At 38.3% G+C, this 1,759-nt stretch carries 2 protein-coding genes; both read left to right on the forward strand.

Going from position 1 to position 1,759, the window contains the following annotated elements; all coding sequences use genetic code 11:
- The first annotated feature begins 593 nt into the window (after positions 1–593).
- Positions 594–1,478 (forward strand): BREX-1 system adenine-specific DNA-methyltransferase PglX, encoded by an 885-nt coding sequence (locus tag OCV81_RS17650; protein ID WP_148331129.1) that lies wholly within the window; start codon positions 594–596, stop codon positions 1,476–1,478.
- Positions 1,479–1,486: 8 nt separating this feature from the next.
- Positions 1,487–1,696, forward strand: a complete 210-nt coding sequence (locus OCV81_RS17655) for a hypothetical protein (RefSeq protein ID WP_148331130.1) — start codon at positions 1,487–1,489, stop codon at positions 1,694–1,696.
- Positions 1,697–1,759: the final 63 nt, after the last annotated feature.

Genomic DNA, 1,759 nt, shown 5'->3' on the forward strand with positions numbered 1-1,759 from the left:
TTGTCGGCTATAGCAGCATATTGCTTTTTTGAAAAGAAGCCCGCCATTGATGTAAACTTTGTCAATGACGGACAACTGTCTATTTTCTAATTTTATATCGAACTCACGTTAAATATTATTATCTTGAAGCAATCTCTTGGAGTTCTGTTTCTTCTAATATTGGCATTGCTTTCCGATATTATCCCAAAGGATTTATTTTTGATCATGCAGCGTGTAATATTTATACAAAAAATATCGTAGAAACTTTAGGATACGTAAATACTAAACTGATTAGCATATTCTCAAATATAATAAATCCAACTATAAATCTTTTTAGTGGTTCTGTTGGAAATATACCATATTTACCTATTAGCAATATAGATAAAGTTGTAAAGCAAAATATTTATATTTCCAAATCTGATTGGAACTCCCACGAGAGCTCATGGGACTTTGAGGCCAATCCCCTTTTGACTATAAATGAGAACACCCATATCAACAAAAAAATTGAACAACAAAATAATGAAATAGGTGAATACATCTACATTGATTTAGCTACTCCAAAGTCTGATAGTCTGAAATGGCGTATGGAGCAATACAAGAAAAAGTGGGAGCAAATGTTCAACCAATTGCACGAGAACGAGGAAGAACTCAACCGCCAGTTTATTGAGATATACGGTCTGCAGGATGAACTTACACCCGACGTGCCGATTGATGAAATCACCATTCTACAACAAGGTGAAATTTCCTTTGTACCATCTGAGGAAGGTGAAAATGCGCCTAAGATAATGAAGTGGAACGACGATGTCATTATCAAACAACTCATCAGTTATGCCGTAGGATGTATGATGGGGCGTTACCGTTTGGACAAACCGGGACTGCATATCGCACATCCAGAACCGACTGCAGAAGAGATTGCCCCCTACTCTTATCATGGCAGGAAGTATGAAATAGACGATGACGGCATTCTGCCTTTGATGAACAGTGACTGTGGTTTCAGTGACAATGCTCCTCTGCGTATAGCAGACTTTGTTCGCATCGCATTTGGAGAAGAAACGCAAGTAGAGAATCTGAATTACATGGAGCAATGTTTGGGTAAAACATTGGAACAATATTTCGTGAAGGACTTCTGGAAAGACCATAAAAAGATGTATCAGAACCGTCCGATTTACTGGCTGTTCGCATCCAAAAAAGGTACCTTCCAGGTAATAGCTTATATGCATCGCATGAATGCCTATACAGTGGAACGTATCCGAGCCAAATACCTCCTCCCTTTCATAGAACACTTGGAGCAGGAGATAAAAAAACTCGATATGCGTCGGGCAGAACTGACTACCAAGGAAAGCAAGCAACTCCAAACGCTTCAGAAGCAACTTGATGAGTGCCGTGAGTATCACGAACGTTTGCAGGTAGTGGCTGAACAAGCCATCAGCTTCGACCTTGATGATGGTGTGGTAGTCAATTATGCCAAGTTCGGGGATGTTTTACAGAAAATAAAGTAGAAAATATTATGGATAAGCAGCAAATTTCAAATCTTTTACATATACAACAAGCTAGCCGAGAAAATCGATTGGTTATATTTGTTGGTGCCGGAGTTTCTAGAAATTCCGGAATTCCGACATGGAATGAACTCATAGAATCAATGAAGTCTGAACTTTCAGGAAAGTTATCTTGTGATATGGATGCCATAAAAGTATCTCAGTTCACTACTGTCCCGTAAAAGTGGATAAATAGTTCTTTGAAATTATTGAAATATAGTCAATTACACGGTCTTTTGAAATGA

The sequence above is a fragment of the Phocaeicola fibrisolvens genome (genome assembly GCF_025567125.1).
Classification (GTDB): domain Bacteria; phylum Bacteroidota; class Bacteroidia; order Bacteroidales; family Bacteroidaceae; genus Phocaeicola; species Phocaeicola fibrisolvens.

Bases quoted from the DNA above. Each gene is read 5' to 3' on its own strand.
- OCV81_RS17650 (WP_148331129.1), top strand. From the start codon at position 594: ATGTTCAACCAATTGCACGAGAACGAGGAAGAACTCAACCGCCAGTTT.
- OCV81_RS17655 (WP_148331130.1), top strand. From the start codon at position 1,487: ATGGATAAGCAGCAAATTTCAAATCTTTTACATATACAACAAGCTAGC.